Raw genomic sequence first — 22,188 nt, 5'->3', positions numbered from 1 at the left:
GCCTTGACGCACGAGATGCGCACAGTGGAACCGCGAACGCAAAAAATTCTCTATTTATTTTTTGCGGCCCCGCTGGCGGGGGCGTCGACCATCACGAGATAGCGCGTCAGCATGCGGATGCGCAGCTGCGGGAAATTGTCGATCAGGAGTTGCAGCGCCTTGTCCGTGTCATCCAGCGGCAGCACGGCGGCCACGCGGATGCCGGCGATCTGCGCGCGGTCGTAATGCAGCTGGCCGGGGCGGTGGCGCGCCAGCTCGTCGAGTACTTCGGTCAGCGGCTGGTCGTCGACCACCAGCTGGTGCGCGCGCCACGCTTCCTGCACGCTGGCCGCATCGATGGCCACGATAGGTCCCACGCCATCGTCCGTGATGCGCGCGCGCTGGCCCGCCTGCACCACGACGGCCGGATGTTGCGGCACCTGTGCCAGCACTTTGGACTCCAGCATGCTCAAGGTGGTGCTGCCGCCTTCCTTGCGGACGCTGAAGCGCGTGCCCAGCGCGCGGATCGCCGCCTGGTTGCTGTCGACGATGAAAGGGCGCTGCGCATCCTTGGCCACGTCGACGAGGATGTCGCCGCGTACCAGTTCCACATGCCGCTCTCCCGCATTGAAGCGCACGTTGACGGCGCTGTGGCTGCCCAGGGTCAGGCGGCTGCCATCGGCCAGGGTGTGCGTCTGCCATTGTCCCGTGGGGCTGCGCAGGTCGGCCAGCAGGTAGGCGGGGCGCTCGCTGATGACCAGCGCGCCGGTCAGCGCCAGCACGGCCACGGCGCTGGCGGCGGCCAGCTGGCGCAGACGCTGGCGCTTTGGGGCGATGGCGGCCAGGGCGGCGCGCGCGGGGCGATGGTCGCCGCCGGCCGGCTCGCGCACGGCGCTCAATTGAAGCAGCAGGTTTTCCATGCCGGCGGCGACTGTCGCGTGCAGCGGGTCGGCCGCCTTCCATGCGGCGAAGCCGGCCCGCGCCGTGTCGCGCTCGGACGGGTCGTCGGCGCTCAGACGCACGATCCACCGTGCGGCCTGCTCGGCCGCCGCGTCGGTGCGCGTGCTGTTCATGTGGCCATGGCCGGGCAGGCGTGGCGGCAGGCCAGCAAGGCTTGCACCAGGTATTTCTGTACCATGCGCGTGGAGACGTTCAGCTGCGCGGCGACGGCGGCCTGCGGCTGTTCTTCCAGGTAGTGCAGCAAAAAAGCGTCGCGCGCCTTGGCGGACAAGCCATCCAGTGCCGTGGCGATCTGCTCGAGCGCCTGCACGGCCATCAGGATCTCGTCCGGCGAAGGTGCGCCGGGCAGGCTGTCGGCCAGCAGGGCCAGTTCCGCCAGGTAGCTGCGCTCGAGTATCTGGCGGCGCGCGCGGTCGAGCAGCAATCGCTTTGCCGTGGTGGACAGATAGGCGCGCGGCTCGCGCATGCCGAACAGGGCGTCGCGCGAGGCGATGATGCGCACGAACGTATCTTGCGCCACGTCGGCCGCGCCATGTGGACAGCTGAGTTTTTTGCGCAGCCAGCCGACCAGCCAGCCGTGATGCTCGCTGTAGAGCGAATGCACTTGCTGTTGCAGGCTGGGCTGGATGGCGGACATGGGTGATGAGTAATATAAATGAGAATTATTCTCATTGTAAGCCGCAGGGGCCGCTTGCCACAATCCCCAATGCATGCGCAGAGGGCAGGTGTTGCGTGGAGGCCGCATGCGCGATGATGGCGGAAATGAAAAAACCCGCCGCTGCACGGGGCAGGGGCGGGTTTATCAATGCTGCAAATTCTTGGTGGTGATAGGTGGACTTGAACCACCGACCCCAGCATTATGAATGCTGTGCTCTAACCAACTGAGCTATATCACCAAACAGACCGGTCAGACCGGATGCTGGTTGCGACCATGGTGATACCATGATCCTTGTTCTTTGGTGGTGATAGGTGGACTTGAACCACCGACCCCAGCATTATGAATGCTGTGCTCTAACCAACTGAGCTATATCACCCAACAGCCGAGCATTATCCAGTCTTCCCATTTCCTTGTCAATGCCGGCGCAAAAAAATGTGCGGATTTTTCACGCGCCAGCACAGGCATGATTATTTTTGTAACGGCGTCAGCAAGGGCTGGATCTGCGCCAGCATGGACGAGGCCGGATCAGCGCCCAGGCAATCGATGACGATGCGTTCCGGCATCGAGCGCAGCCAGGTGAGCTGGCGCTTGGCCAGCTGGCGCGTGGCGATGATGCCCGTCTCGCGCAGGGCGGCGCGGTCGATGCGGCCATCGAGATACTCCCAGGCCTGGCGGTAGCCCACGCAGCGCATCGAGGGCAAGCCCGGGTGCAGGTCGCCGCGCCGGCGCAGCTGCTCCACTTCATCGAGCAGGGCGTCGTCTTTCAGCATGAGGTCGAAGCGCGTGGCGATGCGCGCATGCAGCACGGCGCGGTCTGACGGTTCCAGCGCGAACGACTGCAATTGAAACGGCAGCACGGTCTTTTCGCGCCGGGCCAGCAGGGCCGACATGGGTTGGCCGGACAGGGCGATGATTTCCAGCGCGCGGCCGATGCGCTGCGCGTCCTGCGGCGCCAGGCGCGCGGCCGTGACGGGGTCTTGCAGCGCCAGGCGCGCATGCATGGCGGGCCAGCCGATGGCGGCCGCGTCTTCTTCCAGCCGGGCGCGCAGGACGGGATCGGCGCCGGGCAAGTCGTCGAGGCCATCGGCCAGGCCCTTGAAGTACAGCATGGTGCCGCCGACGAGCAGCGGCAGCCTGCCGCGCGCCGTGATCTCCGCCACCAGGCGCAGGGTGTCATTGCGGAACTGCGCCACGGAATACGCGTCGAGCGGGTCGATGATGTCGATCAAATGATGCGGTACCTGGGCCAGTTCTTCCTTCGACGGCTTGGCCGTGCCGATATCCATGCCGCGGTAGACGAGGGCGGAATCGACGGAGATGATCTCGGATGGAATGGCTTGCGCGATGGCCAGCGCACTGGCCGTCTTGCCGCTGGCCGTGGGGCCCATGATGGCGACGGCCAGGGGGAGGTGAGCAGTGATTGTCATGGTGCTTTTTGATGTGCTTGCTATGTCAAACCCAACGACAAGGGCTGGGGTCGGACCCTCAGGGTCCGACCCCAGTAGTCGCCGTTCGGGGTGAAAAGTTATTGGCCGCGCAGGAACAGTTTATCGAGCGCATTGATCTCGACCTGTACCCACGTCGGCCGGCCATGGTTGCACTGGTCGGCGCGTTCCGTGCTCTCCATCTGGCGCAGCAGGGCGTTCATTTCCTGCACCGATAAAATCCGGTTGGCGCGCACGGCCGTATGGCAGGCCAGGGTACCCAGCAATTCGTTCTGGCGCTCGATCAGCACGCGCGAGCCGCCGTATTCGCGCACGTCGCGCAGCACGTCGCGCGCCAGGGTTTGCGCGTCCGCGTTTTTGAGCAGGGTCGGCACGGAACGCACGGCCAGGGTGGTGGGCGACAGGGCGGCGATGTCGAAGCCCAGCGCTTTCAATGTGTCCTGGTTTTCATTCGCCGTCGACACTTCGATGGCGTCCGCGTAGAACGTCACGGGTATCAGCAGCGATTGCACCTGCATGTCCTGGCCGGAGACTTGCGCCTGCAGCGCGTTTTTCAGCTGCTCGTACAGGATGCGTTCGTGCGCCGCGTGCATGTCGACCAGCACCAGGCCCTTGGTGTTCTGCGCCAGGATGTAGATGCCATGCAGCTGGGCCAGGGCAAAGCCCAGCGGATATTCTTCGCGCGCCATCGCTTCGGGCGAGGCGATATACGGTTCCACCTGCGTGATCGGCGAGGACGCGCCGCCGCCGAACAGGGCGCCGTAGGCGGACGTGTCCTGCGCCACGCCTGGCGCATCGGCAAAGAAGGGGCGGGTCGCGCCGGGCGAGGCAGGCGCGAAGGTATTCGTGAATTGTGCGCCGAACGAGGTCTGCGTCTGCTCGCGGCGCCAGATGCCAGGTCCACCCAAACCCGCGCCCGCGGTATCACCGCCGAGGCTGGAGGCAGCCGGCAGGGGCGCCGGCACGCTGCCGAACGCCGTGGCCGACGTTTGCGCCAGCGCGCGCTGCACCGCGTGGAAGACGAACTGGTGCACGGAACGGCTGTCGCGGAAGCGTACTTCGATCTTCGACGGGTGCACGTTGACGTCGACCAGGGCCGGGTCGAGGTCGAGCGCCAGCACGTAGGATGGAAAACGGTCGCCATGCAGCACGTCCTGGTAGGCCATGCGCACGGCGTGCACCAGCAGCTTGTCGCGCACGAAGCGCCCGTTGACATAAAAGAACTGGCCGTCGGCGCGCGCCTTGGACGCCGTCGGCAAGCCGGCAAAGCCGTGAATGCGCAAGGTGCCGGCCGATTCATCCAGCGCCAGGCGCGCTTCGGCGAAGTCGTTGCCCAGGATGTGGGCGCTGCGCTTGGCCAGTTCGCTGATATTCCACTGGTCGATGGTGCGGCCATTGTGCGACAGCGAGAACGATACGTCCGGCCGCGCCAGCGCGATGCGGCGCACGACTTCGGCGCAGTGGCCGTATTCCGTCTGCTCGGACTTGAGGAATTTGCGCCGCGCGGGCGTGTTGAAATACAGGTCTTGCACGTCGACCGTGGTGCCGTGCGCGCCGGACGATGGCGAGACGCTGCCATTGTGCGAGCCGACGATTTCCCACGCGTGGGCCGCGTCCGCCGTGCGCGACGTCACGGTAACGGCAGCCACCGAGGCGATCGAGGCCAGCGCCTCGCCGCGAAAGCCCAGCGTGCCCACGTTTTCCAGGTCGTGCAGGGACGCGATCTTCGAGGTGGCATGGCGCGCCAGGGCCAGCGGCAGCTGGTCCTTGTCGATGCCGCGGCCGTTATCGGTAATCGCGATGCGTTTCACGCCCCCTTCTTCCAGCCGCACCGTGATCTGCGTGGCGCCCGAGTCGAGCGCGTTTTCCAGCAGTTCCTTGACGACGGCGGACGGCCGCTCGACTACCTCGCCGGCGGCGATTTGCGAAATCAACTGGTCAGGCAAGGCCTGGATCGGGCGGTGGGGCGTGATGGGAGCGTTCATGCCCTGATTATAACGGGTTGCGAATTGCCGGGCATCGGCTACTTCGCCACCTCCCGTACCGGTATCGGCGCATTGCACAGGTCAATATGGCCGGCCGTGACCTTGCTCCACGGGCCGCCGCGGTGGCGCTGGGCGTCCAGCACGGCCTGGTAGGCGGCGCTGTCGGTGCGCATCACTTCCAGGTTTGCGCGCTGTGCCAAGGGCACGCTGGCGGCCAGGCGGATGGACTTGATCGGCACGTTTTTCTCGGGGCTGTCATAAAAGCCCATGGGCCCCGTGCCGCGCGGCAGGGTCGACAGCAATGGCATGCCGGAGACGACTCTGCCGACGACGGTGATGTCGCGGTCCAGGTGGCGCGGCGACTGGCCGATGACGGCGTACAGTTCCGTGCCGCCGCCACTGTCGCTGGCGCTGTCGCGGCCCACGCCCACGGTGGCGTAGCAATGCGTGAGCCAGGCCGTGCCGGTTTTCGGGTCGCGCGCGGACGGGAAGCCGTTCGAATGCCCCACTTGCGGCGCATAGCCATCGACGTCCGGCAGGCGCGTGAAGCTCCTGACGTTTTTCAAGGGCACGGTGAATTCACCGGGCAAGGTGCGCTGCGCATGCTGGATCGGCTTGGGATTTTTCTCGTTCGGATCGCCCCACTGCGCCACCCAGTTGTCCTGCGCGCGCGTGATGGCCAGGCCGTCGTAATACTGTTCGGCCACCAGGGCCTTGATGTTGGCCACGTGCTTCGGTGCGAAGTCTGGCGCCAGTTCGATCACCACGCGGCCGGCGGGAATGTCCAGGTACAGGGTGTTGTCCGGATCCAGCGGACGCCAGTCGGACGGTTTCGAAGCCTTGATCACGTCGGCCAAGCCCGCTTTGGCGGGCAGTTCGGCGGGCGCCTTGATCTGCACAGGCGCCGCGTGGGCAGTCAGATGCGCAAGGCCCAGTACGGTGGCCATGGTCAGGCCGCTCAGTGGGTGTCGATACATGTTTTCTCCTGGTCGGCGCGGGTTGCGCCGGTCAGAAAGTGTATACCGGAATGGCAATATTTCGCTGAAAAAACGTTGCGCGGACCGAACACGGTATGCCAGCAGGAAAACTGGCCTGAGCGAGTTGGCGGCGGTAATTCCTTAACCTTTCCTTAAAATGCCACACGCGCACGGGCACAGCATAATTAATCCTGAAATATCGGGCCGGGGACTGCCGTTGCGCTGGCCGGGTGGTGTATGATTCCGCCGCTACCTTTAGGGAAAAATATATGGATTTTGTGCAATTCCTCGACATGATCGTGCATGTCGACAAGACGCTGGGTCTCTTGATCGAGCAGTACGGTACCCTCGTGTATGCGGTGCTGTTCGCCATTATTTTTTGCGAGACAGGCCTCGTGGTGCTGTTTTTCTTCCCTGGGGATACCTTGCTGTTTATCGCCGGCGCGTTCTGCGCGACGGGGCAGATGCACCTGGGCTTGCTGATTTTCCTGCTTGTCACGGCCGCCATCACGGGCAACACGCTCAATTACTGGATAGGCGAGGCCATCGGGCAAAGGGTGTTTACCCACGATTACCGCTGGATCAACAAGGATGCCATGCGCCGCACGCACGAATTCTTTGAAAAGCACGGCGGCAAGACCATCATCCTGGCCCGTTTCGTGCCGGTGGTGCGTACCTTTGCGCCGTTCGTCGCTGGCATTTCCGACATGACGCATGCGCGCTTCCAGATGTACAACGTGACGGGCGCCCTGTTGTGGGTAGTCGGTCTGGTGACGGCGGGTTACTTCTTCGGCAATATCCCGTGGATCCGCGACCACCTGACCTTGATCGTGCTGATCGGTGTCGGCGCCGCCGTCGTGCCGGTGGTACTGGGCGGCTTGTGGAAACTCTACAAGCGCATGGTCGGCAAGTCGGCGTAAGCGTAAGGCCGCATGGATCCGGGGCAAGCGCGCTGCGGCACAGCCCGCAGCCGGCCCCGGATCCCGTTTTTCTCTGCCTTGTTTTTGTTTTACTCCCGCGCTGATTCAAGTTTTGTTGCTTTCCAGCCGTAAACCAGAGGGTATTCTCACTTTCTGGATTTCCATGCGACATTTGAGCGCCCTGTTAGCTTGCAGCCTTGCCGCGATGACGGCCATGGCAAGCGCCAAAGATGCCCCCGCCCCGGCGAGCGCCGCCGCATCCGCGCCCATGTCGGCGTCGGCGCGCGCGGCCGCCATGAAAACCCTGACCGAATCGGTGAAGGGCAAGGAGGCCAAGGCGCCTGTCGTCGTCGCACCCACGGCGCGCGAAAAGGAAGAAGCGGCCGAAGTCGACCTGTCCGAACGCATCGCGGCGCGCCTGGCGGAAATGCGCGCGACCCAGGCGGCCCGCGCCGCCGCCCGCGCCAAGCGCGCCGCCGTGGTGAAGGCCGCGCCGCCGCCACCACCGCCCGTGCCGCGCGGCACGCACTGGTCGTACGAGGGCGACAGCGGCCCGGCCCACTGGAGCAAGATCAATGTCGACTGGGCCAAGTGCGGCAATGGCAGCCGGCAGTCGCCGATCGATATCCGCGACGGCATGAAGGTGGAACTCGAGCAGATCAGCTTTGACTACCATCCGTCGTCGTTCAATGTGGTCGACAATGGCCATACGGTGCAGGTGGGCGTGAGCGGCGGTAATTACATCACGGTGCAGAACCGCATGTTCGAGCTGCAGCAATTCCATTTCCACCGCCCGTCCGAAGAGCGCATCAATGGCAAGGCATTCGAGATGGTGGTGCACCTGGTGCACCGCGATGCGGAAGGCCGGCAAGCCGTGCTGGCGCTGCTGCTGGAGCGGGGCGCGCCGCAGGCGACCATCCAGACCGTGTGGAACAACTTGCCGCTGGAAAAATTCGAGACCATGCAGCCGACCATCCTGCTCGACCCGGCCGAGATGCTGCCCACGCGGCGCGATTACTATACCTACATGGGATCGATGACGGAGCCGCCTTGCAGCGAAGGCGTGTTGTGGCTGGTGATGAAGCAGCCGGTGCAGGCTTCGCCGGCGCAGATGGCGCTGTTCAGCCGCTTGTATCCCTTGAATGCGCGCCCGATTCAGCCTTCGAATGGCCGCATCATCAAGGAGTCGAATTAACAGCGCCTGAGAAAAGCCCATGGCGTTGTTGCCTTGCCTCGTCGTACATGCGTACTGCCTTCGGCAAGGCGCCTAGCCCTGGACTTTTTCAGTCGCTCTTATGTAAATGCGAGATGCTGGCGGCCCGTCCATTCGGCGCCGGCGGCCAGCAGGTCTGGCTGGATCAGGGCTGGCTCGATGCAGATGAAGCGCTGGTATTCATCGTCAGCCAGGTCGGGCAGGGCGGCCGCGTCTTGCGCGCCCGGGTTCCACACGACGGCGTCCGTAAAGCCCTGCTGTTCCAGGCGCAGCGTATGGCCGCCGGACTGCAGGCTCAAGGCGCCCGGCAACTGGTAGTAGATGCGGTCCAGCTTGTCCGCGAATTGCAGCACCTCTTCCGCCTGCAAGGCATCTTGCGGCGTTTCGTCCGAATAGCGCACGCGCTGCAAGCCGCCGACGCGCGCCTCGCTCAATTGATCTATCGAAAAATAGCTGTGCAGGGCCGCCGAGAATGGAAACGCCTGCTCGCCCGTGTTATGCACGGACAGGTGCAGTTCCAGCGTCTGCGCCTTGACGGCCACGCGCAGGCGCAAGGTGAAGGCATAGGCCCAGGTGGCGGCGATCGCTTCCGGCAAGTCAGCCTGGGTCAGGGCAAATTGCGCCCATGCAGCGCCATCGGTGTCGCCGCTCGATTCCAGCTGCCAGGTCGCCACGCGCGCAAAGCCGTGGCGCATGCCCGTGCCGCGCGCGCCGAACTGGGGAAAGATCACGGGCACGCCGCCACGGATGGCGCGGCTGCCATCGAGCGCGGAATCCCGGCTGCAGAACAGGCGCTCCTGGCCGTCGCTGGTCCGCCACGAGACCAGGTGGCCGCCGTACAGGGTGACGGTCGCCTGCGCGCCGTCGGCGGCGCGGATGGTCACGGCCGGCAGTTCGCCAAAGATACTCTTGCTCATGCTAGGCTTTCATGTCAGGTCAGGCGGCTTTTCGCCAGCGGCGGATTCTTGGCAAAATAATTCTTGATGCCCGTGACGATGGCGTCGGCCATCTGGTCCTGATAGCCGTTGTCGGTCAGCTTGGCTTCTTCTTCCGGATTGGAGATGAACGCCGTCTCGATCAGGATGGAAGGAATATCCGGCGCTTTCAGCACGGCGAAGCCGGCCTGCTCGACGGAACCCTTGTGCAGACGGTTGATGCCGCCGATTTCGCGCAGCACGGCCTTGCCCAGCTTCATGCTGTCATTGATCTGCGCCGTCGTCGACAGGTCGAGCAGCACGCTGGCCAGCTGCTTGTCATGGTTCTTTACGTTCACGCCGCCGATCAGGTCGGCCTGGTTTTCCTTGTTGGCCAGCCAGCGCGCGGCCGTCGAGGTGGCGCCTTTTTCGGACAGCACGAAGACGGACGAGCCGCGCGCCGTCGGCTGGATGAAGGCGTCGGCGTGGATCGAGACGAACAGGTCGGCCTGTACCTTGCGCGCCTTTTCCACGCGCATGCCCAGCGGGACGAAGAAATCGGCGTCGCGCGTGAGCATGACGCGCATGTTCGGCTGCAGTTCCAGCTTGGTCTTGAGGCGCTTGGCGATGGCCAGCACCACGTCTTTTTCGCGGCTGCCCCGGCTGCCCATGGCGCCAGGATCTTCGCCGCCGTGGCCGGGATCGAGCGCGATGGTAATCATGCGCACCACTTTCTGGCCCGGCAGGGGCCGCGCTTCGGGACGCTGTTCCGGGCGGATATCGGGCACGGGCGGCACGATGGGCGCTACCGGTGGCACGACGGCGGCCACGGGCGGCTTGCCGCTCTCGGGCAGGGGCAGCGCGGGCGGCGGCGTATGCGTGCCGGCCATCGGCGGCTTGGCAGGGTCGCTCGACCAGTCGCCCTTTTCGATCATTTGCGCGATCAGGTCCGGCTCGCGCACGGGATACAGGTCGAAGATCAAACGGTGGTTGTAGGAGCCGGCCGGCGGCAGCGTAAACAGCTGCGGCGTGACCTCTTCCTTCAGGTCGAACACCAGGCGCACGACGTTGGGCCGGTTCTGGCCCACGCGCACCTGCTTGATGTAGGGGTCGTTCGACTGGATCTTCGCCACCAGGCCCTTGAGCGTTGGATTGAGTTCCAGGCCTTCGATGTCGACCACCAGGCGCTCCGGGTCCTTGACGATGAAGTGGGTCGCCTTGAGGATGCTGTCGTTTTCCAGCGTGACGCGGGTGTAATCCTCGGCCGGCCAGACGCGCACGGCGAGAATTTGCGCCGCCATCGCCGACATGGGCGCGAACACGGACAGCAGCAGGGTGCCGCCGGCCTTGAGTACCGTGCGCCGGGTGATGGGCGAGGAGATCAAAGGTTCGGGGCGAATTTGAGACGGTGAAGGCATGACAGACCCAATTCAGAAGACGCTTGCAATTCTACATCACGTCCTGTACCCGCAACGTTCAAATAAATATTCAGGTCGGCCGGCGGCAGCACCGGCTCGGCTTTCTCCGGCCATTCGACGATGCAGATATTGCGGCCGTCGAAGTCTTCGCGAAAACCCGCGTCGAGGAATTCCTCGGCGCTGCCCATGCGGTACAGGTCGAAATGGATGACGTTGACGCTCTGGCCATCGAGCTGCACCGTGTACGGTTCGGACAAGGTATAGGTGGGGCTTTTCACGTGGCCCGCATGGCCGGCCGCGTGCAGCAGGGCGCGGGTGAGGGCCGTCTTGCCGGCGCCAAGGTCGCCGTGCAGGTAGATCGCCAGGCCCGGCGCCAGTGCGCGCGCCAGCGCGGCGCCCAGCGCGGCGGTGCCGGCTTCGTCGTGGAGGTGGGCTTTGAAGTGTTCGGTCATTATCTTCGGTATCGCATAAAATGGAGGCTGCTGTCATTGTAACCGCCCGCGCGCCTGCCGTTTTCCGTAAAGTCCCCTATGTCCGCCACCGTCACCGATCTCGCCGCCTTGGCGCGCACCATTAAAGAATGGGGGCGCGAGCTGGGTTTTGCCGAGGTGCGTATCGCCGACGTGGACCTGTCGCACATGGAAGCGCCCTTGCAAGCCTGGCTCGATGCAGGGTATCACGGCGAAATGGATTACATGGCCAGCCACGGCATGAAGCGCGCGCGCCCGGCCGAACTGGTGCCGGGCACGGTGCGCGCCATCAGCGCGCGCATGAATTATCTGCCGCCGGCGCTGGGGCCCGACTGGCGTGAGCACGAGGCGGCGCGCGATGCCGATCCCGCGGCGGCCGTGATCTCCGTGTATGCGCGCGGCCGCGACTATCACAAGGTCATGCGTTCGCGCCTGCAGCAGCTGGCCGAGCGGATCAAGGGCGAGATCGGCGACTTCGGCTACCGCGTCTTCAGCGATTCGGCGCCCGTGATGGAAGTCGAGCTGGCGCAAAAGGGCGGGCTGGGCTGGCGCGGCAAGCATACCTTGCTGATCAACCGCCAGGGCGGTTCCTTCTTTTTTCTCGGCGAGATACTCATCGACGTGCCGCTGCCCGTCGACCCGCCGGAGACACCGCGCTGCGGCCAGTGCTCGGCGTGCATCACGGTGTGTCCGACGCAAGCCATCCTGGGGCCGTACAAGCTTGACGCGCGCCGCTGCATCTCCTACCTGACGATCGAATTGAAGGGAGCCATTCCCGTTGAGATGCGTCCCTTGATCGGCAACAAGGTGTATGGCTGCGACGATTGCCAGACCGTCTGCCCGTGGAACAAGTTCGCTCAGCGCGCCGTCGTGCCGGACTTCGACGAGCGCCACAGCCTGGGCAGCGCCGGCATGGTGGAACTGTTCGCCTGGACGGAAGAGGAATTCAACCGCCGCATGGAAGGCAGCGCGATCCGCCGCATCGGCCACGAACGCTGGCTGCGCAACCTGGCCGTCGGCATGGGCAACGCGGCGGCCAAGGCCCGGGGCCAGGCCGACATCGTCGCGGCCCTGCTGTCGCGCCGCGAGCATCCGTCGGCCATCGTGCGCGAACACGTCGAATGGGCGCTGGCGCTGCACGGCATCGCCTGACCTGCGTTTATTTCTGCGTTTATCCCTGCGTTTAAACCTGCTTCAGGCGCAGCGCCGACCACTGACTATCGATGGCGACCATCGCCACGCTGTCGAGGCCCATGGTTTGCGCAAAGTCGCGGATATCGTCGCGCTGGATGTCGCTGCCCGCTTTGATTCCGCCCTTGCGGTACGCCACCCAGACCGCGCCGCCGGGCGCCAGGCGCGCCTGCGACGCCGGCAGGTACTGCTCCAGTTCCGCGCGGCTGCGCGCGAACAGCAATAGCCAGTCGGCATTTTCACCGTCCCGCACCAGCCGCTCTGGCGGCAACTGCGCCAGCAATTCCCCATGTTCGCCGCCGTCATTGAGCACGGCCAGGGCCTTGGCATTTTTCACATACATTTTTTCTGGGACAGTTTTTTCAGGCATGGCAAGGGCGTGTCGATTGCGGAAAGACGAGCATAACAAATTTCTCCTTGACTTATCGATATATCGTTATAAAATGACGATACCTACTAACGATATATCTTTAAAGAGAAAACATGAGAAACTCACACCACGCAGAACACGGCCATCACGGCCATCACCATCATCACGGCCATCACGGCCATCACGGCCATCACGGCCATTGCGGCCAGCAGCATCACCATGGCGAACACCGCCACGAGCACCGCAGCGAATACGCCATGCATGGCCGCGGCCCGCGCGGCTTCGACGAGCGCGGCGACGGCATGGGCCATGGCGGCCCCGGTGGCCCAGGTGGACGAGGGCGCGGCGAACGGGCCGAGCGCGTCTTCGGCCGCGGCGACCTGCCGCTGATCGTGCTGGCGCTGATCGAGATCAGCCCGCGCCACGGTTACGAAATCATCAAGGCCATCGAAGAGCGTTGCGGCGGCGCCTACGCCCCCAGCCCGGGCGCCGTGTACCCGACCCTGACCCTGCTGGAAGAGCAGGATCACGTCACCTCAAGCGAGAGCGCCAGCGGCAAGAAGCTCTACACGATCACGGACCTGGGGCGCGCGTATCTCGACGAGAACCGCGCCCAGGTGGATGGCATCCTGGCCCGCCTCGACATGTTTGCCCGCGTCCAGGCGCGCAACGCCTTGCCCGAGCGCGTGCGCCAGGCCATGCACACCCTCAAGCATGCGCTGTTGCTGAACAAGACCAGCTGGAACGACGCCGAAGCCGAGCGCGTCTCCGCCGTGCTGGAGCAGGCGGCGAATGCCATCGTCGACGGCCACTGAGCCTACTTTACAAGGATAAGCAATGACTACTGCATCACCTGCAGCACCACGTCCGCATGCCATCGAGCGCGTGCGGCATGACTTGAAACTGCGCGTGCTCACCGTCGTGCGCACGGAGCAGCTGACGCCGCACATGCGCCGCATCACCTTGGCGGGCGACGACCTGGATGGCTTTGTCTCGCCGGCGCACGACGATCACGTCAAGCTGTTCTTCCCCGCCCCGGGCGAGACAGCGCCCGTGTTTCCCGTGCTGGGCAATGGCCCGAATCCCATCCAGTACGCGGAAGGCGCGCGTCCCATCGCCCGCAATTACACGCCGCGCCGCTATGACGCCGCGCGGCGGGAGCTGGAAATCGACTTCGTGCTGCATGGCGACGGCCCCGCGGCCAGCTGGGCGGCGCAAGCGGCGCCCGGCCAGACCCTGGGCGTGGGCGGACCGCGCGGCTCCATGCTGGTGCCGCTCGATTTCGACTGGTATGTGCTGGTAGGCGACCAGACGGCCTTGCCGGCCATCGCCCGCCGCCTGGAGCAGTTGCCGGCCACGGCGCGGGCGATTGCCGTGATCGAGATCGTCGAAGACGGCGAACAGATCGCGTTGGAGTGCGCCGCGCAGCTGGACGTGCGCTGGGTCGCGCGCAATGGCCGCAAGGGGCCGCTGCTGCTGGAAGAATTGGCGAAGGTCGCCTTGCCGCAGGATGGCGACGGCTATGTGTGGGTGGCGTGCGAGCATGCGCAGGTGCAGGGCTTGCGCGGGCATTTCATCGATGCCGGCGTGCCGAAGCAGCACCTGCATGTGGCCAGTTACTGGAAGCATGGGGCGGCGGAGCATCACGAGCACCATGATGCGTGATGGCGGTGGTGTCGGGTTACGCGCTGCGCGCTAACCCGACCTACCCGACCTACATTGCAATGTAGGTTGGATTAGCGGCGCGCCAGCGCCGCGTAATCCAACATTGCTGCATTACTTCAACAACCCCGCCAGCTCCACCGCCGTCTTGACCTGCATCTTGTCGAAGATATGCGCGCGGTGGACTTCCACGGTCCGCATGCTGATGCCCAGCTTGTCGGCTACCACCTTGTTCATCTTGCCCGCCAAAATCAGGTCCAGCACTTCGCGTTCGCGCGTCGACAGGGTGGCCAGGCGCGCATGCACGGCGGCCAGTTCGCCCGCCTGGCGCGAGTTGGCCAGTCCCTGTTGCACGCGGTCCATCAGGTCGTTGTCGTTGAACGGCTTTTCAAAGAAATCGAAGGCGCCCCGTTTCAGGCTGTCCACGGCCATCGGCACGTCGCCGTGGCCGGTGAGGAAAATCACGGGCAGGCGCGCCGTCAGGTCGCGCTTGACCAGCTGGTCGAACAGGGCGATGCCGTTCATGTCGGGCATGCGCACGTCGAGCAGCACGCAGTCGCCGGCGGCGTCGAAGCTGCCGTCCAGGCTATCGAGGAATTGCTGCGCGCTGGCATAGTTGCGCGCCTCGATGCTGCGCGAGGCGGCCAGCCAGGACAGGGAGTCGCGTACGACCTCTTCGTCGTCAATGATGTGTAGCATGTGGTCTCCGGCTTGTCGTTATGCGTTATTAGTTAATGCGAGTGCGGCGCGCGCGGCGCGGCCGGCACGCTGAATGTAAAGATGGTACCGCCAGCGGGGTTGGCGCCGAAGGTCAGCGCGCCGCCATGAAATTCGATGGCGGTGCGGCAGATGTTCAAGCCCATGCCCATGCCTTCGGACTTGGTCGAGAAAAACGGCGAAAATAGCCGCTCGGCCACGTCCTGGGGAATGCCGTGGCCATGGTCGATCACGTCCACCGTCACCATGCCCTGCTGCGCGTCGTGGCTGGCCCGCAGGCGCATGATACGCCGTCCCGGCGCCGCATCCTGCATCGCTTCGATGGCGTTGCGCGTCAGGTTCAGCAGCACTTGCTCGATCATCACGGGGTCGGCGCGCAGCAGCGGCAGGTCCGGCGGCAGCTCTTCCTGGATGGTGACATAGTATTTGCGGGCCTGCAGGTCGATCAGCGCGCGGATGCCGTCGATCAGGGTGCGGATGGAGATATCCTGGCGTTGCGGCTCGCTCTTGCGCACGAAATCGTGCACGCTGCGGATGATCTGGCCGGCCCGCTGCGCCTGCGCGCTGGCTTGCTCCAGCGCCGGTTTCAAGGTGCCCGGATCGACGGGGGCGTCATGCTCGATGGCGCGGCGGATCAGGTTCAGCGCCCCCGTGGTGTAGCTGGAAATGGCCGCCAGCGGCTGATTCAATTCATGCGCCAGCATCGACGCCAGCTCGCCCATGGTGGCCAGGCGCGAACTCGTTTGCAGTTTTTCCTGCTGCTGGCGATTCAGTTCCTCGACCCGCTTGCGGTCCGAGATATCGAGCACGGAACCCATCCAGCCCGTCTGCTGGCCGTTCTTGTCCACCAGCGGCGCTTCGAAGATCAGCACCGCCACGCGCGTGCCGTCGGGGCGCTGGAAATAGGTTTCGAACTGCGGCGTGGGATTGCCGGCCAGGGCCTTGACGAAGCGCTGCTGGTATTCCTCCAGCGCCTCGGGCACCCAGTAGGGCATGGGCGGCAAACGGCCCAGGATTTCCTCGGGCGGATAGCCGACGATCTGGCAAAACGCGGGATTCACATATGTGACTCTTCCTTCGAGGTCGCGCGCGCGCATGCCCGTCACCAGCGAGTTTTCCATCGCCGTGCGAAACAGCATCTGCTGGCGCAGCGCGCCCTCGGCCACCAGGCGGCGCGAAATATGCCGCCACAGGGCCAGCAGGCTCCATAATAAACCCAGCGACAGGGCGATGACGGAGCCGACCAGCAGATTGGGCAGCAGCTTGGGCTGGCTTTTCACGCTGTCGGTAAACAAGGTGATGGTGGCGCCGGGCACGTCGAGCGCGCGCTTGTGCGTGTACACGCCGTGGCCGGGACCGGCGGCGGCGCGCCGCGCCAGCACCTTGTCGTCGCGGTCGATCAGCGAAATCTGGTTATCCTGCGCAAACCACCACGGCACCATTTCATCGAGCAGGCTGCTGATCTGGTAGGTGGCCACCAGGCTGCCGACATAGCGCTGGCCATCGAACAGGGGCTGGTGGTAATCCATCAGCATGGCGCCCGGCGGCGCGTCGGGAAAGCCGCTCTGCTGCGAAGGCTGGGCGTACTGGCCCCGGTGCAGTCGGCGCGCATTGTCGGCCGCCGTCAGCGAGGCCGGTGAAAACGACAAGGCATGCGGCAGGCTGTTGTCGCTGGTGGCCAGCACCTTGCCGCTGGTGTCGAGCCACAGCACGCGTTGCAGTTCGCGGCCATTGCGCAGCATCTGCTGCAGCCGTTCGTGCACTTTTTCCGCGCCCAGAGAGGCGCTGGCGATATCGACACCCAGGTTGAACAGGCTTTCCTCGTTGCGCGCCAGCTGGAAGCGGATGGTCTGCTCCACCCACAGGGTGTCGGCGATCAATTGCTCCTGGCGCTCGTTGCTTTCCATCTGGCGCGCCTGCCAGGGCAGCCAGAACAGGATGGACAGGAACAGCAGCAGCAATATGACGGGCAGCAGCCAGCGCATCGGGCTCGATAGCTTGAAGCGGCGTGCAAGGGTGGGGGGAGTCGGCATGGCTGGCAGGGTAGCGGCTTATCGGGAGCCGGCTATTGTGGTTAACCACAATAGCCGAAGCAGTTTCTTTGGCACAATATCCAAGTAGACAAATAATAAAGTTTTTCTAAAAACCATCCAGGAGACAAAAATGCAGATGAAAACCATGTTCGTCGCGCTGTGCGCGGCCATCGGCGCCACCGCCGGCGCGCACGCTTACGCGCAAGCCCCCATCGTCATCAAGTTCAGCCACGTCGTGGCGACGGACACGCCGAAAGGCCAGGCCGCCGAGCGTTTCAAGCAGCTGGCCGAGAAAGCCACGAATGGCAAGGTCAAGGTCGAACTGTACCCGAACAGCCAGTTGTACAAGGACAAGGAAGAACTCGAAGCCCTGCAGCTGGGCGCCGTACAGATGCTGGCGCCCTCGCTGGCCAAGTTCGGCCCGCTGGGTGTGAAGGAGTTCGAAGCGTTCGACCTGCCCTACATTTTCCCCACCAAGACGGCGCTGTACAACGTTACCGAAGGCGAAATCGGCAAGAGCCTGCTGAAAAAACTGGAACCCAAGGGTATCACGGGCCTGGCCTACTGGGACAATGGCTTCAAGGTGATGTCGGCCAACAAGCCGCTGCACAGCCCGGCCGACTTCAAGGGCCTGAAAATGCGCATCCAGTCGTCCAAGGTGCTCGACGCGCAGATGCGCGCGCTGGGCGCCAATCCGCAGGTGCTGGCCTTCTCGGAAGTGTATCAGGCGCTGCAGACGGGCGTGGTCGACGGCACGGAAAATCCGCCGTCGAATATGTACACGCAAAAGATGCATGAAGTGCAAAAGCACGTGACCGTGTCGAACCACGGCTACCTGGGTTATGCCGTCATCGTCAACAAGAAATTCTGGGATGGCTTGCCGCCCGATATCCGCGCCCAGCTGGAAAAAGCCATGCGCGAAGCGACCACGTTCGAAAAAGCCATCGCCCAGCGCGACAACGACCAGGCCCTCGACGCCATCAAGAAAGCGGGCAAGACGCAGATCTATACCTTGACGGTGCAGGAACAGGCCGAGTGGCGCAAGGCGCTGGCGCCCGTGCAAAAGACCATGGAAGCGCGCATCGGCAAGGACCTGATCTCGGCCATCAACAAGGAAAGCGCGAAGTAATAGCGCTGGCCGCGCCACCCGGTGCGGCTTTCAGGCGCATCCCTGTCTTTCTGCAGCAACGGCACCTGCGCGTCCTGCGCGGGTGTCAGCGTACCCGCATTCTTTGAAAGTCCACCATGAAATTTCTGGATCACCTGGAAGAGTGGCTGATCGCGACCCTGATGGGCGCAGCCACCTTCATCATCTTCGTCGCGGTCGTGCACCGCTACCTGGCAGGCTTGCCGATACCGGTCGTGCAAGACTTCCTGATTCAAATCAATACCAGCTGGGCCCAGGAACTGTGCATCTACATGTTCGTCTGGATGGCCAAGTTCGGTGCCGCGTATGGCGTACGCACGGGCATCCACGTGGGCGTCGATGTCTTGATCAACCGCATGAACCCGCGCTGGCGCGACCGTTTCATCGTCTTCGGCCTGGGTGCCGGCGCCCTGTTTACGGGTGTCGTGGGGACCCTGGGCGCCAGCTTCGTGTGGTCGATCGGCCACACGGACCAGACCTCGGCCGACATGGAAGTGCCGATGTGGCTGGTCTACCTGGCCGTGCCGCTCGGTTCCTACCTGATGTGCTTCCGCTTCCTGCAAGTGATGGTGCATTTCATCAAGACGGGCGCCTTGCCGAAACACGACCATTCGCACGTCGAGGGCCTGGAAGACGAACTGACGGCTGAAGAAAAAGGAGCCAAGGCATGAACGCGCTGATCATTTTTGTGTTGCTGCTGGCGCTGATGCTGACCGGCATGCCGATTTCCATTTCGCTGGGCCTGACGGTACTCACGTTCCTGTTTACCATGACGAGCGTACCCATCGAATCGGTGGCCCTGAAGATTTTCACGGGCATCGAGAAGTTCGAGATCATGGCCATCCCGTTCTTCATTTTGGCGGGCAACTTCCTCACGCATGGCGGCGTGGCGCGGCGCATGATCAACTTCGCCAGTTCCATGGTGGGCCACTGGCATGGCGGCCTGGCGCTGGCCGGCGTGATGGCGTGCGCGCTGTTTGCGGCCGTCTCCGGCTCCAGCCCCGCCACCGTGGTGGCGATCGGCTCCATCATCCTGCCGGCCATGGTCAAGCAGGGCTACCCGCGCGGTTTCGGCGCTGGCGTCATCACCACCTCGGGCGCGCTGGGCATCCTGATTCCGCCATCGATCGTGATGGTGATGTATTCCGTCAGCACGAATACCTCGGTGGGCAAGCTGTTCATGGCAGGCGTGATTCCCGGCATGATGCTGGCCATGCTGCTGGGCCTGACCACGTGGTTCTTGGCGCGCAAGCACAATTATCCACGCATGAAAAAGGCCAGCTGGGGCGAGCGCTTCGTCACGTTCAAGAAGAGCGCCTGGGGCCTGCTCTTGATCGTCATCGTCATGGGCGGCATCTACTCGGGCGCCTTCACGCCGACGGAAGCGGCCGCCATGGCAGCCGTGTATGCCTTCATCATCGCCGTCTTCGTCTACAAGGACTTGAAGATCAAGCAAGTGGGCAAGGTCTTGCTCGACTCGGCCGCCATGTCGGCGATGCTGTTGTACATCATCACCAATGCCGTGCTGTTCTCGTTCCTGATGACCAGTGAAAACATCCCGCAAGCGATGGCCGAATGGATCACGGGCAAGGGCCTGGGCGTGATCAGCTTCCTGTTGGTGGTCAACGTGCTGTTGTTGTTGGCTGGTAATGTCATGGAACCGTCGTCCATCGTGCTGATCATGGCGCCGATTTTGTTCCCAGTCGCCATGAAGCTGGGCATCGATCCTGTGCACTTCGGCATCTTGATCGTGGTCAATATGGAAGTGGGCATGTGCCATCCACCCGTGGGCCTGAACCTGTACGTGGCGTCCGGCATTACCAAGATGGGCATTTCGGAGCTGACCGTGGCCGTGATGCCGTGGCTGCTGACGATGCTGGGCTTCCTGGTGCTGATTACCTACGTACCACAAATCTCGCTGTGGCTGCCAAATTTAATTTACAACTAAAACAGTTGTCCCCGTCATGGTGCAAAAAAAGTCGATCCGGCCGAATAAATGCGCTATGATGGGCAGCCTTAAGGGGAAACACGTATATGCATATACGCCCAGGTAGCAAGGCTGAAATACAGAATTGGCAACAAGGTTAGTGGGGGAGTGGTCTATAAAAACGGTATTGATACCGGGGATATATTGAGGAGACACACGTTTCACAGAAGTTGTTGAGTCATAGCTGTCTGCGGCCACAAGCCGGCACCGGCGGACCCAAACGACCGGGAACGTGAAGCAATATTTGAAGCGCACCGACTGGTGCGCTTTTTTTTCGTCCCCGGGAAACGTCCGCCGGCACGCCCAAAGTCGGTGCATAATTCCCGTGGCGCTGTTTCCGGCGCCGGCAGGTTGCATATATGCCACACTTGAATAATGATCAGCAGATGAAAAAACAACAGGGCAGTGAACTGTTCAGCGCCATCGTGGCCGCGCCGTTCGGCGCCATGGGCGTGCGCACGCAGGATGGCCAGGTATGCGAGCTGGTGTATCTGCCGCCGCACTTTGCGGAAAAAGACGCGCAGGATGCCGTCTCCGAGCGGGCGTGCCAGCAACTGGCGCGCTATTTTATCGATCCCGATCAGGTCTTCGACTTGCCGCTGGCAGGCTCGGGCAGCGCCTACCAGCAACGGGTATGGGCGGCGATCGCCGGCATCCCGCGCGGCCAGGTGCGCACCTATGGCGACGTGGCACGCCTGATCGGCTCGGCGCCGCGCGCCGTGGGCCAGGCCTGCGGCGCCAACTGGTTTCCCGTGGTCATACCCTGTCACCGGGTCACGGCCGCTGGCGGCCTGGGCGGCTTTGCCCACCATGACGATGCGACGGGCTTCCACTTGGGTGTGAAGCGCTGGCTGCTGGCGCATGAAGGCGTGGCGGGCATGGGGTGGTCAACACGATGATGAACAGCCTGCTGGCGCCCGACAACACTACCCTGATCGATGAATTTTGCGACAGCCTGTGGCTGGAAGACGGCCTGTCGAAAAACTCGCTGGACGCCTACCGGCGCGACATGCGGCTGTTTTCGCGCTGGCTGGAAGTGGCGCGGCCCGGGCGCGAGGGCTTGTACGACGTGTCCACGGCCGATATCGAGGCGTACTTCGCCGCCCGCCACGACGAGAGCAAGGCCACGTCGTCGAACCGGCGCCTGTCCGTGCTCAAGCGTTTTTACCAGCTGGCCCTGCGGCACAAGCATATCGCGGCCGACCCGTGCCTGAAGATGGTGTCGGCCAAGCAGCCCGCGCGCTTCGTGCATACCTTGAGCGAAGCGCAGGTGGAAGCGCTATTGGCGGCGCCCGACGTCAGCACGCCGCTGGGCTTGCGCGAGCGCACGATGCTGGAACTCATGTATGCGAGCGGCTTGCGCGTGTCGGAACTGGTGGACTTGAAATCCGTGGAGCTGAGCCTGAACGATGGCGTGCTGCGCATCACGGGCAAGGGCAGCAAGACGCGGCTGGTGCCGTTCGGTGAACAGGCGCGGCTGTGGATCGAACGCTACCTGAAGGAAGCGCGCGGGGTCATCCTCGACGGGCAAATGGATGATGCGCTGTTCGTTACGCGGCGCGGCGGCGCCATGACGCGGCAAATGTTCTGGGTCATCATCAAGAAACACGCGCTGAGCGCCGGCATCACGGCGCCGCTGTCGCCGCACACCCTGCGCCACGCGTTCGCCACCCATTTGCTGAACCATGGCGCGGACTTGCGTGTTGTGCAATTGTTACTGGGACACTCCGATATTTCCACCACGCAGATTTACACGCATGTGGCCCGCGAACGGCTGAAACTGCTGCATGCGCAGCATCATCCGCGAGGCTAAACATTTGGTGTTTGGTCCAACTACGTCATAATGTGGCTTATATGCTTATCTGTAACATCTAAAAACTAAAGAGGTAGTAAATGGCCAAGACAAATTTCCAATACGAAAAACGGCAAAAAGAGCTGGAAAAGAAGAAGAAAGCCGAGGAAAAAGCCAGGCGCAAGCTGGAAGCGAAAAACAATCCGAAGCCGGCCGACGGCGGCGAGGGCGATGAGCCGGAAGCGGACGACGCCGACGTCGACGCCGATCCGGCCGCCGAAGGCGACGCTCCCGCCCAGCCCCAGTAATTCTCCGTTCCTGACGACCGGTGCGGCTTGGCCGCGCCGGTA

Annotated in this window: 23 protein-coding genes and 2 tRNA genes; 11 read left to right on the top strand and 14 right to left on the bottom strand. The window is 63.6% G+C overall.

From position 1 onward, the window contains the following. Positions 1 to 50: 50 nt before the first annotated feature. The 7 genes from CSQ92_RS16630 to CSQ92_RS16600 form a co-directional block, all read right to left on the bottom strand. Positions 51 to 1,052 carry a FecR family protein gene (locus tag CSQ92_RS16630; RefSeq protein ID WP_099394826.1) on the bottom strand — a complete coding sequence of 334 codons (1,002 nt, stop codon included), beginning with the start codon at positions 1,050 to 1,052 and terminating at the stop codon, positions 51 to 53. Then, on the bottom strand, positions 1,049 to 1,576 hold the full coding sequence (locus tag CSQ92_RS16625; protein ID WP_099394825.1) for a sigma-70 family RNA polymerase sigma factor: 528 nt from the start codon (positions 1,574 to 1,576) through the stop codon (positions 1,049 to 1,051). The genes CSQ92_RS16630 and CSQ92_RS16625 overlap by 4 nt, the downstream gene beginning before the upstream one ends. Positions 1,577 to 1,758: 182 nt before the next feature. Next, positions 1,759 to 1,835: transfer RNA gene (locus tag CSQ92_RS16620), tRNA-Met, on the bottom strand. Between the two features lie 61 nt (positions 1,836 to 1,896). Beyond that, positions 1,897 to 1,973 (bottom strand) — tRNA-Met (locus CSQ92_RS16615). Between the two features lie 91 nt (positions 1,974 to 2,064). After that, positions 2,065 to 3,024: a tRNA (adenosine(37)-N6)-dimethylallyltransferase MiaA gene (miaA, locus tag CSQ92_RS16610; RefSeq protein WP_099394824.1), complete on the bottom strand. Its 960-nt coding sequence runs from the start codon at positions 3,022 to 3,024 to the stop codon at positions 2,065 to 2,067. A gap of 98 nt (positions 3,025 to 3,122) precedes the next feature. After that, positions 3,123 to 5,027 carry a DNA mismatch repair endonuclease MutL gene (gene mutL / locus CSQ92_RS16605; RefSeq protein WP_099394823.1) on the bottom strand — a complete coding sequence of 635 codons (1,905 nt, stop codon included), beginning with the start codon at positions 5,025 to 5,027 and terminating at the stop codon, positions 3,123 to 3,125. Between the two features lie 38 nt (positions 5,028 to 5,065). Continuing rightward, positions 5,066 to 6,004 carry a peptidylprolyl isomerase gene (locus CSQ92_RS16600; RefSeq protein WP_099394822.1) on the bottom strand — a complete coding sequence of 313 codons (939 nt, stop codon included), beginning with the start codon at positions 6,002 to 6,004 and terminating at the stop codon, positions 5,066 to 5,068. 269 nt (positions 6,005 to 6,273) lie between these two features. Here CSQ92_RS16600 and CSQ92_RS16595 point away from each other — a divergent pair, with 269 nt between their 5' ends. Both CSQ92_RS16595 and CSQ92_RS16590 read left to right on the top strand, forming a co-directional pair. Then, a complete protein-coding gene (locus tag CSQ92_RS16595) occupies positions 6,274 to 6,924 on the top strand; it encodes a VTT domain-containing protein (protein ID WP_034780059.1) in 651 nt (216 codons plus the stop codon). Between the two features lie 214 nt (positions 6,925 to 7,138). Next, positions 7,139 to 8,119 (top strand): carbonic anhydrase, encoded by a 981-nt coding sequence (locus CSQ92_RS16590; protein WP_373606047.1) that lies wholly within the window; start codon positions 7,139 to 7,141, stop codon positions 8,117 to 8,119. A gap of 98 nt (positions 8,120 to 8,217) precedes the next feature. Here CSQ92_RS16590 and CSQ92_RS16585 read toward each other — a convergent pair whose 3' ends face one another. From CSQ92_RS16585 to tsaE, 3 genes are read right to left on the bottom strand one after another with little or no spacing between them, the layout of a single operon-like run. Beyond that, a complete protein-coding gene (locus CSQ92_RS16585; RefSeq protein WP_099394821.1) occupies positions 8,218 to 9,054 on the bottom strand; it encodes a D-hexose-6-phosphate mutarotase in 837 nt (278 codons plus the stop codon). 14 nt (positions 9,055 to 9,068) lie between these two features. Beyond that, complete coding sequence (locus CSQ92_RS16580; RefSeq protein WP_099394820.1) at positions 9,069 to 10,469, bottom strand: N-acetylmuramoyl-L-alanine amidase; 1,401 nt, start codon at positions 10,467 to 10,469, stop codon at positions 9,069 to 9,071. After that, a complete protein-coding gene (tsaE, locus tag CSQ92_RS16575) occupies positions 10,433 to 10,921 on the bottom strand; it encodes a tRNA (adenosine(37)-N6)-threonylcarbamoyltransferase complex ATPase subunit type 1 TsaE (RefSeq protein WP_034780043.1) in 489 nt (162 codons plus the stop codon). The genes CSQ92_RS16580 and tsaE overlap by 37 nt, the downstream gene beginning before the upstream one ends. A gap of 78 nt (positions 10,922 to 10,999) precedes the next feature. Here tsaE and queG point away from each other — a divergent pair, with 78 nt between their 5' ends. Further along, positions 11,000 to 12,091, top strand: coding sequence for a tRNA epoxyqueuosine(34) reductase QueG (gene queG / locus CSQ92_RS16570; protein ID WP_099394819.1), 1,092 nt, complete (start codon positions 11,000 to 11,002; stop codon positions 12,089 to 12,091). A gap of 31 nt (positions 12,092 to 12,122) precedes the next feature. On the opposite strand, the gene CSQ92_RS16565 is transcribed toward queG, so the two are convergent. Continuing rightward, complete coding sequence (locus CSQ92_RS16565; protein ID WP_180277040.1) at positions 12,123 to 12,467, bottom strand: DUF3052 family protein; 345 nt, start codon at positions 12,465 to 12,467, stop codon at positions 12,123 to 12,125. A gap of 155 nt (positions 12,468 to 12,622) precedes the next feature. Beyond that, the gene (locus CSQ92_RS29220; protein WP_218964075.1) at positions 12,623 to 12,763 is read right to left on the bottom strand and encodes a hypothetical protein; all 141 of its coding nucleotides are present in this window, start codon (positions 12,761 to 12,763) and stop codon (positions 12,623 to 12,625) included. Here CSQ92_RS29220 and CSQ92_RS16560 point away from each other — a divergent pair. Next, entirely contained in the window at positions 12,758 to 13,315 is a 558-nt protein-coding gene (locus tag CSQ92_RS16560) for a PadR family transcriptional regulator (RefSeq protein ID WP_225317419.1), read from the top strand. The two genes, CSQ92_RS29220 and CSQ92_RS16560, sit on opposite strands and share 6 nt — an antisense overlap. Before the next feature lie 22 nt (positions 13,316 to 13,337). Continuing rightward, positions 13,338 to 14,165 (top strand): siderophore-interacting protein, encoded by an 828-nt coding sequence (locus CSQ92_RS16555; protein ID WP_099394816.1) that lies wholly within the window; start codon positions 13,338 to 13,340, stop codon positions 14,163 to 14,165. A gap of 111 nt (positions 14,166 to 14,276) precedes the next feature. Here the strand turns inward: CSQ92_RS16555 and CSQ92_RS16550 are convergent, their stop codons facing one another. Further along, the gene (locus CSQ92_RS16550; protein WP_034780029.1) at positions 14,277 to 14,861 is read right to left on the bottom strand and encodes a response regulator transcription factor; all 585 of its coding nucleotides are present in this window, start codon (positions 14,859 to 14,861) and stop codon (positions 14,277 to 14,279) included. Positions 14,862 to 14,893: 32 nt separating this feature from the next. After that, positions 14,894 to 16,912 (bottom strand): sensor histidine kinase, encoded by a 2,019-nt coding sequence (locus CSQ92_RS16545; RefSeq protein ID WP_034780025.1) that lies wholly within the window; start codon positions 16,910 to 16,912, stop codon positions 14,894 to 14,896. A gap of 136 nt (positions 16,913 to 17,048) precedes the next feature. Between CSQ92_RS16545 and CSQ92_RS16540 the strand changes: the two genes are divergently transcribed. The 6 genes from CSQ92_RS16540 (at position 17,049) to CSQ92_RS16515 (ending at position 22,146) form a co-directional block, all read left to right on the top strand. Further along, on the top strand, positions 17,049 to 18,041 hold the full coding sequence (locus CSQ92_RS16540) for a TRAP transporter substrate-binding protein (protein ID WP_373606054.1): 993 nt from the start codon (positions 17,049 to 17,051) through the stop codon (positions 18,039 to 18,041). Between the two features lie 116 nt (positions 18,042 to 18,157). Beyond that, positions 18,158 to 18,730: a TRAP transporter small permease gene (locus tag CSQ92_RS16535; RefSeq protein WP_034780017.1), complete on the top strand. Its 573-nt coding sequence runs from the start codon at positions 18,158 to 18,160 to the stop codon at positions 18,728 to 18,730. Continuing rightward, positions 18,727 to 20,007, top strand: a complete 1,281-nt coding sequence (locus tag CSQ92_RS16530) for a TRAP transporter large permease (protein WP_070257459.1) — start codon at positions 18,727 to 18,729, stop codon at positions 20,005 to 20,007. Before CSQ92_RS16535 ends, CSQ92_RS16530 begins: the two co-directional genes overlap by 4 nt. Before the next feature lie 425 nt (positions 20,008 to 20,432). Beyond that, positions 20,433 to 20,945 (top strand): methylated-DNA--[protein]-cysteine S-methyltransferase, encoded by a 513-nt coding sequence (locus CSQ92_RS16525; RefSeq protein WP_099394815.1) that lies wholly within the window; start codon positions 20,433 to 20,435, stop codon positions 20,943 to 20,945. After that, positions 20,942 to 21,859 (top strand): site-specific tyrosine recombinase XerD, encoded by a 918-nt coding sequence (gene xerD, locus CSQ92_RS16520; RefSeq protein ID WP_240317586.1) that lies wholly within the window; start codon positions 20,942 to 20,944, stop codon positions 21,857 to 21,859. Before CSQ92_RS16525 ends, xerD begins: the two co-directional genes overlap by 4 nt. 80 nt (positions 21,860 to 21,939) lie before the next feature. Continuing rightward, on the top strand, positions 21,940 to 22,146 hold the full coding sequence (locus tag CSQ92_RS16515; protein ID WP_070257461.1) for a hypothetical protein: 207 nt from the start codon (positions 21,940 to 21,942) through the stop codon (positions 22,144 to 22,146). The last annotated feature ends 42 nt before the right edge of the window (positions 22,147 to 22,188 follow it).

The organism is Janthinobacterium sp. BJB446, assembly GCF_002735655.1.
GTDB lineage: Bacteria > Pseudomonadota > Gammaproteobacteria > Burkholderiales > Burkholderiaceae_D > Janthinobacterium > Janthinobacterium lividum.
This window is presented reverse-complemented; position numbering and strand designations above follow the sequence as displayed.

Excerpts from the sequence above, each read along its gene's own strand:
- CSQ92_RS16630 (WP_099394826.1), bottom strand. The coding sequence starts at position 1,052 with ATGAACAGCACGCGCACCGACGCGGCGGCCGAGCAGGCCGCACGGTGG.
- CSQ92_RS16625 (WP_099394825.1), bottom strand. The coding sequence starts at position 1,576 with ATGTCCGCCATCCAGCCCAGCCTGCAACAGCAAGTGCATTCGCTCTAC.
- miaA (WP_099394824.1), bottom strand. The coding sequence starts at position 3,024 with ATGACAATCACTGCTCACCTCCCCCTGGCCGTCGCCATCATGGGCCCC.
- mutL (WP_099394823.1), bottom strand. The coding sequence starts at position 5,027 with ATGAACGCTCCCATCACGCCCCACCGCCCGATCCAGGCCTTGCCTGAC.
- CSQ92_RS16600 (WP_099394822.1), bottom strand. The coding sequence starts at position 6,004 with ATGTATCGACACCCACTGAGCGGCCTGACCATGGCCACCGTACTGGGC.
- CSQ92_RS16595 (WP_034780059.1), top strand. The coding sequence starts at position 6,274 with ATGGATTTTGTGCAATTCCTCGACATGATCGTGCATGTCGACAAGACG.
- CSQ92_RS16590 (WP_373606047.1), top strand. The coding sequence starts at position 7,139 with ATGGCAAGCGCCAAAGATGCCCCCGCCCCGGCGAGCGCCGCCGCATCC.
- CSQ92_RS16585 (WP_099394821.1), bottom strand. The coding sequence starts at position 9,054 with ATGAGCAAGAGTATCTTTGGCGAACTGCCGGCCGTGACCATCCGCGCC.
- CSQ92_RS16580 (WP_099394820.1), bottom strand. The coding sequence starts at position 10,469 with ATGCCTTCACCGTCTCAAATTCGCCCCGAACCTTTGATCTCCTCGCCC.
- tsaE (WP_034780043.1), bottom strand. The coding sequence starts at position 10,921 with ATGACCGAACACTTCAAAGCCCACCTCCACGACGAAGCCGGCACCGCC.
- queG (WP_099394819.1), top strand. The coding sequence starts at position 11,000 with ATGTCCGCCACCGTCACCGATCTCGCCGCCTTGGCGCGCACCATTAAA.
- CSQ92_RS16560 (WP_225317419.1), top strand. The coding sequence starts at position 12,758 with ATGCATGGCCGCGGCCCGCGCGGCTTCGACGAGCGCGGCGACGGCATG.
- CSQ92_RS29220 (WP_218964075.1), bottom strand. The coding sequence starts at position 12,763 with ATGCATGGCGTATTCGCTGCGGTGCTCGTGGCGGTGTTCGCCATGGTG.
- CSQ92_RS16555 (WP_099394816.1), top strand. The coding sequence starts at position 13,338 with ATGACTACTGCATCACCTGCAGCACCACGTCCGCATGCCATCGAGCGC.
- CSQ92_RS16550 (WP_034780029.1), bottom strand. The coding sequence starts at position 14,861 with ATGCTACACATCATTGACGACGAAGAGGTCGTACGCGACTCCCTGTCC.
- CSQ92_RS16545 (WP_034780025.1), bottom strand. The coding sequence starts at position 16,912 with ATGCCGACTCCCCCCACCCTTGCACGCCGCTTCAAGCTATCGAGCCCG.
- CSQ92_RS16540 (WP_373606054.1), top strand. The coding sequence starts at position 17,049 with ATGAAAACCATGTTCGTCGCGCTGTGCGCGGCCATCGGCGCCACCGCC.
- CSQ92_RS16535 (WP_034780017.1), top strand. The coding sequence starts at position 18,158 with ATGAAATTTCTGGATCACCTGGAAGAGTGGCTGATCGCGACCCTGATG.
- CSQ92_RS16530 (WP_070257459.1), top strand. The coding sequence starts at position 18,727 with ATGAACGCGCTGATCATTTTTGTGTTGCTGCTGGCGCTGATGCTGACC.
- CSQ92_RS16525 (WP_099394815.1), top strand. The coding sequence starts at position 20,433 with ATGAAAAAACAACAGGGCAGTGAACTGTTCAGCGCCATCGTGGCCGCG.
- xerD (WP_240317586.1), top strand. The coding sequence starts at position 20,942 with ATGATGAACAGCCTGCTGGCGCCCGACAACACTACCCTGATCGATGAA.
- CSQ92_RS16515 (WP_070257461.1), top strand. The coding sequence starts at position 21,940 with ATGGCCAAGACAAATTTCCAATACGAAAAACGGCAAAAAGAGCTGGAA.